The organism is Actinoplanes sp. NPDC048791 (assembly GCF_040650095.1).
Lineage (GTDB): Bacteria > Actinomycetota > Actinomycetes > Mycobacteriales > Micromonosporaceae > Actinoplanes.
Map to the genome: position 1 here is coordinate 331 of NZ_JBEZGQ010000412.1, position 6662 is coordinate 6992.

A 6662-nucleotide genomic window follows, 5' to 3' on the forward strand; every position below is an offset into this window, starting at 1 on the left:
CGCCGACCAGGGCACACAGGGCCAGCGTGCCCAGCAGAAGCACCCCGGACAGCGGGACCTGGCGCGCAGGGCCGTCGGCCGGAGAACCCCCGGCCTCGGTCAGGGCCGCAGACCATCGGCGCGACCACCAGGCGAGGGCCGCGCCCAGAACAGCCACGACGGCGAAGGTGCCCAGCGGGCTCGCCCCGGCGGCCGCGGTCACGCCGCCGAGGACCGCCCCGAGGAAGCCGCCGATGCTGTAGACGGCGTGGAACGAGGACATGATCGGCCGTTCGGCGGCCCGCTCGATCTCCACGCCGCGGGCGTTCATCGCGATGTTCAGCACGCCGTGGACCACGCCGAAGGCGAACAGCGCCGACGTCAGCGTCACCAGCGAGGGGGCCACGGCGACCGGCAGCAGGAAGCACCCGTCGACCAGCGCCGCGGGGATCATGATGCGCCGGCTGCCGTACCGGTCGACCAGCCGGCCGGAGAGCTGCATGCCCGTCACCGCGCCGAGGGCGAGCCCGACCAGGGCGATGCTGAGCCGGCCGTCGCTGAGGCCCAGCTGCTGTTTGACCGCCGGGATGCGCGCTGTCCACGTGCCGATCAGCGTGCCGTAGAGGAGGAAGAGCAACGCGGCGGCGATCCGGCTCCTGCGTAACGTCTGCGGCACGGATCCACGCTAGACGATCTCAGTCCTTGCTGAGCTCCCGGATGGCCAGAACCGCGTCCAGCACCGCGACCGTCGACTGCCAGCCCTTGTCCTCGATCGAGTCCTCCAGGCCGGCCCGGTCCTTGGCCTGGCCCAGGCTCTCCACGGTGAGCACACCGTGGGCCACCGGGGTCTGCTCGTCCAGCGCCACCCGGGTCAGCCCGGCCGTCACCGCGTCGTTGACGTAGTTGAAGTGCGCGGTCTCGCCGCGGATCACCACGCCCAGCGCGACCACCGCGTCGCAGCGCTTGGCCAGGGCCTGCGCCACGATCGGCAGCTCCACCGAGCCGGCCACCCGGGCCACGACCACGTCCTCCACGCCGCACGCCTGGGCCGCCGCCTGCGCCCGCTCGACCATGTGGTCGACCAGGTCGGAGTGCCAGCGCGAGCCGACGATGCCGAGCTTGAGCCCGGCGGCGTCGACGGTGTTGAGGTGCGGATCCCCGAAACCGGCCATGTGTTGCCCCCTCTTTGCCTGTAGTTTGCTCCGGCCACCGCGACGGCGCCGGGAATTCGGCCCAGAGCCCCGGCCCGGAGCCCCTCAGCCCCGGACCGCCGGCCCGGGACCGCCGGCCCGGACGGTCAGCCCAGGGCCTCGAAGAGGTGGCCCATCCGGTCGCGCTTGGTCCGCAGGTAGCGCACGTTCTCCGGGTGCGGCCGGACCGGCAGCTCCTCGCGGCCGGTGATGGTCAGGCCGTAGCCCTCCAGCCCGGCGCGCTTCGCGGGGTTGTTGGTGAGCAGCCGCATCGAGCGCACGCCCAGGTCGTACAGGATCTGGGCGCCGGTGCCGTAGTCGCGGGCGTCGGCCGGCAGGCCCAGCTCGAGGTTCGCGTCGACGGTGTCCAGGCCGCGGTCCTGCAACTGGTACGCCTGCAGCTTGTGCAGCAGCCCGATGCCCCGCCCCTCGTGGCCCCGCATGTAGAGCACGACCCCGCGACCGGCCTCGGCGACCCGGTCGAGGGCGGCGTCCAGCTGGGGCCCGCAGTCGCAGCGCACCGAACCGAAGACGTCCCCGGTCAGGCACTCGGAGTGCACCCGGACCAGTACGTCCTCGCCGTCGCCGATTTCACCGAAGACCAGCGCGACGTGCTCGGCGCCGGCCACGTCGGTGCGGTAGCCCACCGCGGTGAACTCGCCGTGCTCGGTCGGCAGCCGGGTCTCGACGACCCGCTCGACCAGGGTCTCGTGCCGGCGCCGGTACGCGATCAGGTCGGCGATGCTGATCAGCGCCAGGTCGTGCTCGGCCGCGAACCGCTCCAGGTCGGGCATCCGCATCATGGTGCCGTCGTCGTTGATCATCTCGCACAGCACGCCGGCCGGACGCAGCCCGGCCAGGACGGACAGGTCGATCGCGGCCTCGGTGTGACCCGGCCGGCGCAGCACGCCACCGGCCTTGGCCCGCAGCGGCACGACGTGACCCGGCCGGGACAGGTCGGTGGGCTGGGTCTCCGCCGAGCCCAGCAGCCGGATGGTGTGCGCGCGGTCGGCGGCCGAGATGCCGGTGCTGATGCCCTCGCGGGCGTCGACGGTCACCGCGTACGCGGTCCCGCGGCGGTCCTGGTTGGTGTGGAACATCGGCGGCAGGTCGAGCCGGTCGGCCTCCTCCTCGGGCAGCGGTACGCAGATGTAGCCCGAGGTGTAGCGGACCATGAACGCGACCAGTTCCGGGGTGGCGTGCTCGGCCGCGAAGATCAGGTCGCCCTCGTTCTCGCGGTCCTCGTCGTCGACCACGATGACCGGGCGCCCGGCCGCGATGTCCTTGATCGCCCGTTCGATGTCGGTGCTCATGACAGCCGCTCTCCCAGCATCTTCTCGACGTACTTGGCGATGACGTCGACCTCGAGGTTGACCGGGTCGCCGACGGACTTGGCGCCCAGCACGGTGAGCTTGAGCGTGGTCGGGATCAGCCCGACGTCGAAGGTGTCCGCGGTGACCGCCATGACGGTCAGCGACACCCCGTCCACGGTGATCGAGCCCTTCTCCACCACGTACCGCGAGAGCTCGCTCGGCAGCGAGAAGCGCAGCACCTCCCACTCGTCGGCCGGCTCGCGCGCCACGATCCGGCCGACGCCGTCGACGTGGCCCTGCACGAGGTGCCCGCCGAGGCGGGAGCCGACGGTCGCGGCGCGTTCCAGGTTGACCTGGCTGCCCGTGGTCAGCACGCCGAGCGACGAGCGGCGCAGGCTCTCGCCCATGACGTCGGCCGTGAAGACGCCGTCGACGTTGTCGATGACGGTCAGGCAGACGCCGTTGACCGAGATCGAGTCGCCGTGGCGGGCGTCGGAGGTGACGACGGGACCGCGTACCGCGATCACCGCCGAGTCGCCCCCCGCGTCGGTGAGGTAGACGACCTCACCCAGTTCCTCGACGATTCCCGTGAACATCAGGCCTCCTTGGCTCGGAGCGATGCGGTGAAGCGCAGGTCGGGTCCGACCCGCGCGATGTCGACGAGGTCCAGCTCGATGGCCTCGGCGATGGTGGTGACGCCCGCGCCGACCAGTGACGGCTGGCCGGCGCCGAGCATCTTGGGAGCGATGTAGCCGACGACCTTGTCGACCAGGCCGGCCGCCAGGAAGCCGCCGGCCAGGGTCGGGCCGCCTTCGAGGAGCACGGCGCGCACGCCGCGGGCGTACAGCTCGGTGAGCAGGGCGGCCAGGTCGACCCGGCCGTCGGGGCCGGTGCCGACCTCGGCCGCCGTCGCGATCCAGGTGGGTGCGGCCTGGTCGCGGATGCGGGCGGTGGCCGGGGTACGCCCGGAGGAGTCCACGACGACCCGCCACGGCTGCTTGATGGCCAGGCTGCCGTCCCGCAGGTCGCGGACGGTGAGCTGGGGATCGTCGGCGACGATGGTGCCGACCCCGGCGACGATGGCGTCGACCGTACTGCGCAGCTTGTGCACGTCACTGCGGGCGGGCGCGGAGGTGATCCACTGGCTGGTGCCGTCCGCCGCGGCGGAACGCCCGTCCAGGGTCGCCGCGTACTTCCAGGTCACGAAGGGCCGGCCGCGGCGTACGGCGGTCAGCCAGGCGACGTTGCCCTCCTCGGCGGGCGCCCGGCCGACCCCGGTCTCGACCCGGACCCCGGCGTCGCGCAGGGTCGCCGCCCCGCCGGCCGCCACGGGCGTGGGGTCGTCGACGGCGATGACCACCCGGATGATGCCGGCGTTGATCAGCGCCTGGGCGCAGGGGCCGGTGCGGCCGGTGTGGTTGCAGGGCTCGAGAGTGACGACAGCCGTCCCGCCCCGGGCGCGCTCACCGGCCTGGGCCAGGGCGACGATCTCGGCGTGCGGCCCACCCGCGTACGCGTGGAAGCCCTCGCCGACGACCTCGCCCTCCGCGCTGAGCAGCACGCAGCCGACCACCGGGTTGGGGCTGGTCGTGCCGAGGCCGCGGGCGGCGAGCGCGATCGCCCGGCCCATTGCCTCGTCGTCGGTGACCATCTGCGTTCCCTCTCCATGCGCGGTGCGGTCACGCGCCGAACAGAGAGGGAACAGACAAGCAGAAACAGGACATGAGGGGACGCTTCGCGCCGCCCCGGTGAGGACACGCCGCGACGAGCCCTCATCCTGCTCCCGCGCGCTGTCTCCCATCCGGACTGTCTGAGCAGTCGGCCCGAGGCCGTCCGCTCAACCGTCGGCTCTGGAGTCTCACCAGATCCACCGTCCGTCTTGGTATCGACGTCCGGGTCGCGGGCTCAGCCCTGCCGGAGCAGGGCATTACCGCCGGTTCGGAATTTCACCGAGTCCCGCCAGCGCGTGGTGGGTCACCCATGAGTCTTGCACGCGAATCGCGGGTTGCCACCTGCTGGGCGATCCACGTCACAGACCCACGCCCGACGAGGGATCCTCCGGGTCCTCGGAGTCGGCGCGGCGGCGGTCGATCGCCACGAACGAGCCCGGCTGGCTCTTGGCGACCTTCTTCATCTCCGAGGCCACCGCGACCACCTCGCGCGGGTCGCTGAAACGGCGCCCCTCGGCGGTGCCCTGGGCCACGCCGATGCTCAAGGTGACCAAGTGGGCCCGCTGCTTGTTGCCGCGGCGGTCGGGGACCTCGATGAAGCCGCGCGCCGCGTCCTCGGCGTCGTAGAGCTGGTCGGCCAGCTTCTCGTAGTCGGTCACCGTGCGCTTGGTCAGCGGCAGCACCTGCTCGGGCGTGCAGATGAAGACGAAGTCGTCACCGCCGATGTGGCCCAGGAAGATCGGCGGGCGTCCCGTGGCGGCCACCGCCCGGTGCAGGCAACCGGCCAGCGCAGTGATGAACTCGTCGCCGCGGTCGAACCCGTACACGTCGTTGACGCTCTTGAACCGGTCGATGTCGATGTATCCGACGGCGAAGTCCTTGCCGCTGCGCATCCGCTCCGCGATCTCCCGGCGCACCCGGGCGTTGCCGGGCAGGCCGGTCAGCGGCGAGACCTCGCGGAACTCCTTGTTACGGCGCAACGTCGAGGACACCCGGGCGATCAGCTCGGCGGTGTCGAACGGCTTGACCAGGTAGTCGTCCACGCCGGCGGTGAGGCCGACCACCTTGTCGACGCTCATCCCCTTGGCGGTGAGCATGATCACCGGCAGCGCCGAGGTCAGCGGCTCGGCGCGCAGCCGGCGGGTCAGCTCGACGCCGTTCATGTGCGGCATCATCCAGTCGACCACGGCCAGGTCGGGCCGGCGGGTCTCCATGATGTCGAGGGCCTGCAGGCCGTCGCGGGCCCGCATCACCTCGAAGCCGTGCACCTTGAGGTTGAACGCGACGAAGCTGGCGATGTCCTCGTCGTCGTCGACCACCAGGATCAGGTCGGGCCGCTCCTCCGGCTCGCCGGCGCTGGCGTCGACCTTGTGCCGGACCACCCCGGTACTCATGCGTGCACCATCGAACGCTCGGCCAGGGCGCGCAGCTTGCGGCAGGCCTCGGCGGGGTCCTCGGCGCCGTACACCGCGGTGCCCGCGACGAACGCGTCGGCGCCGGCCTCGGCGGCCTGCTCGATGGTGTCGGCGGCGATGCCACCGTCGACCTCCAGGCGTACCTCGAGGTTCTTGGCCTTGATCCGGCGGCGCACGTCACGCACCTTCTCCAGCATCTCGGGCATGAACTTCTGCCCGCCGAACCCGGCCTTGATCGTCATGATCAGCACCGTGTCCACATAGGGAATCAGCTCGAGATACGGCTCGACCGGCGTGTCCCGGTCGATGGCCAGGCCCGCCTTGGCGCCCGCCGCGCGCAGCGTCTTGGCCAGGGCCACGGGGTTCTCGCAGGCCTCGGCGTGGAACGTCACGTTGTACGCCCCCGCTTCCGCGTACCCCGGGGCCCAGCGCTCCGGATCCGTGATCATCAGATGCACGTCGAACGGGATGGCGGTCGCCTTGCGCAGACTCTGCACGACCGGCAGGCCGATGGTCAGATTCGGGACGAAATGGTTGTCCATGACGTCCACGTGCACCCAGTCGGCGGCGCCCTCGATGTCGTGCACCGCGGTGGCGAGGTGCGCGAAGTCCGCGGCCAGGATGCTGGGGGCGATGATCGGCGATGACTCCACCGGTGAAGTGTATGGCCTGTTTGCCGTCACCCGGGATACTCCTGGGGACTGCCTTCAGTCCGGTCCCGGAGGGTTCTATGCGACACACGGCGGTGCTGCTGGCGGTGCTGCTCACCGCCGGTTGTTCCGGCGCGCCACCGGACGGCACCGACGGCGACCTGACCGACGACTGGCGGACGCCCTCGTCGCCGGCTCCCTTCCGGCCCGCCACCGGCCAGTGCCACGAGATGCTGGCGGCGACGGCGGCCGTGGACGACTACCGGCCGGTGGAGTGCGCCGAGCTGCACGTCTCGGAGACCTTCCACGTCGGCACCGCGGCGGACGCCGACGTGGTCCCGGCCGCCGGCACGGCGGGCGCCCGGGCCGCGTTCCAGGAATGCTCGAGCAAGGCGGCCGGCTTCCTCGGCGGCCCGTGGCGCACCGCCCGGGTGGCCGTGCAGGT

General features: G+C 71.9%; 8 protein-coding genes and 1 riboswitch. Of the genes, 1 reads left to right on the forward strand and 7 read right to left on the reverse strand.

Going from position 1 to position 6662, the window contains the following annotated elements; translation table 11 throughout:
- The 7 genes from AB0C29_RS26245 to rpe form a co-directional block, all read right to left on the reverse strand.
- On the reverse strand, nucleotides 1-655 hold a 655-nt coding region (locus AB0C29_RS26245; protein WP_360825148.1), incomplete at its 3' end, for an MFS transporter.
- Between the two features lie 19 nt (nucleotides 656-674).
- Complete coding sequence (gene ribH / locus AB0C29_RS26250; RefSeq protein WP_360825151.1) at nucleotides 675-1151, reverse strand: 6,7-dimethyl-8-ribityllumazine synthase; 477 nt, start codon at nucleotides 1149-1151, stop codon at nucleotides 675-677.
- 125 nt (nucleotides 1152-1276) lie between these two features.
- Entirely contained in the window at nucleotides 1277-2482 is a 1206-nt protein-coding gene (locus AB0C29_RS26255) for a bifunctional 3,4-dihydroxy-2-butanone-4-phosphate synthase/GTP cyclohydrolase II (RefSeq protein WP_360825154.1), read from the reverse strand.
- Nucleotides 2479-3078, reverse strand: a complete 600-nt coding sequence (locus AB0C29_RS26260; protein ID WP_360825157.1) for a riboflavin synthase — start codon at nucleotides 3076-3078, stop codon at nucleotides 2479-2481. Before AB0C29_RS26260 ends, AB0C29_RS26255 begins: the two co-directional genes overlap by 4 nt.
- Nucleotides 3078-4133, reverse strand: coding sequence for a bifunctional diaminohydroxyphosphoribosylaminopyrimidine deaminase/5-amino-6-(5-phosphoribosylamino)uracil reductase RibD (ribD, locus tag AB0C29_RS26265; RefSeq protein WP_360825160.1), 1056 nt, complete (start codon nucleotides 4131-4133; stop codon nucleotides 3078-3080). Before ribD ends, AB0C29_RS26260 begins: the two co-directional genes overlap by 1 nt.
- Nucleotides 4134-4267: 134 nt before the next feature.
- A riboswitch (FMN riboswitch) is annotated at nucleotides 4268-4450 on the reverse strand.
- 61 nt (nucleotides 4451-4511) lie between these two features.
- Nucleotides 4512-5546, reverse strand: a complete 1035-nt coding sequence (locus AB0C29_RS26270; RefSeq protein ID WP_360825163.1) for a response regulator — start codon at nucleotides 5544-5546, stop codon at nucleotides 4512-4514.
- Entirely contained in the window at nucleotides 5543-6220 is a 678-nt protein-coding gene (rpe, locus tag AB0C29_RS26275; RefSeq protein WP_360825165.1) for a ribulose-phosphate 3-epimerase, read from the reverse strand. Before rpe ends, AB0C29_RS26270 begins: the two co-directional genes overlap by 4 nt.
- Nucleotides 6221-6297: 77 nt before the next feature.
- Here rpe and AB0C29_RS26280 point away from each other — a divergent pair.
- Nucleotides 6298-6662 (forward strand): septum formation family protein (locus AB0C29_RS26280; protein ID WP_360825168.1); only part of this gene is annotated, 365 nt, incomplete at its 3' end.

Bases quoted from the DNA above. Each gene is read 5' to 3' on its own strand.
- ribH (WP_360825151.1), bottom strand. From the start codon at position 1,151: ATGGCCGGTTTCGGGGATCCGCACCTCAACACCGTCGACGCCGCCGGG.
- AB0C29_RS26255 (WP_360825154.1), bottom strand. From the start codon at position 2,482: ATGAGCACCGACATCGAACGGGCGATCAAGGACATCGCGGCCGGGCGC.
- AB0C29_RS26270 (WP_360825163.1), bottom strand. From the start codon at position 5,546: ATGAGTACCGGGGTGGTCCGGCACAAGGTCGACGCCAGCGCCGGCGAG.
- AB0C29_RS26260 (WP_360825157.1), bottom strand. From the start codon at position 3,078: ATGTTCACGGGAATCGTCGAGGAACTGGGTGAGGTCGTCTACCTCACC.
- ribD (WP_360825160.1), bottom strand. From the start codon at position 4,133: ATGGTCACCGACGACGAGGCAATGGGCCGGGCGATCGCGCTCGCCGCC.